The sequence below is a fragment of the Streptomyces sp. AC627_RSS907 genome, assembly GCF_019049165.1.
On record NZ_JAGMUE010000696.1, the window covers coordinates 1 to 547 of the forward strand.

The following is a 547-nucleotide window of genomic DNA, read 5'->3' on the forward strand; positions in this document are numbered from 1 at the left end:
CCGCAGAACACCGTGTCGCGCAGGTCGGTCAGCAGCCGGATGCCCAGCGATGCCTTGTCACCGGCCGTCGCGGCGGCCACCAGTTCCACGCACGCGGCGCGGGCACGCTCGGGCCAGTGGCCACCGGCGGCGTCGGCGATGGCCAGCAGGGGCTCCCATACGTCCGCGGGGCGGTCGGAGACCCCTTCGGGCATTTCAGGGAAGGACCCTTCGATGGTCTCGCGCACGCTGTCGGCCCAGACGGCCAATCGATCGCGCAGGGCGTGGCCTTCCGGTTCGTGGATGCGGCTGCGGAAGGCTTCCACGTGTTCGTTGGGCGCCCGGCGACGCATCCGGATGATGACGGATCGGGTCATGATCGTGTCGGGCAACCAGCCCAGTCCCGCGACGGCCACGGCCGCGTAGGAGGGGAACGCCTGAACCGTCTGCTGGCCGCCATCGCCCACGCACCGGTAGGAGACCCCGGTACGTCGGTGCCCGGCGTTGAGCAGCCCACGCAGCTCCTCGTTGTCCTTGGCCCTGGGGCCGAACACGGTGTCGATCTCGT

The 547-nt window shown here is 70.6% G+C and carries 1 protein-coding gene; it reads right to left on the minus strand.

Features of this window, described 5'->3' with window-relative positions; translation table 11 throughout:
- The coding region (locus tag KUM32_RS37860) for a DUF3631 domain-containing protein (protein WP_217146358.1) at window positions 1-547 on the minus strand (547 nt) is incomplete at both ends.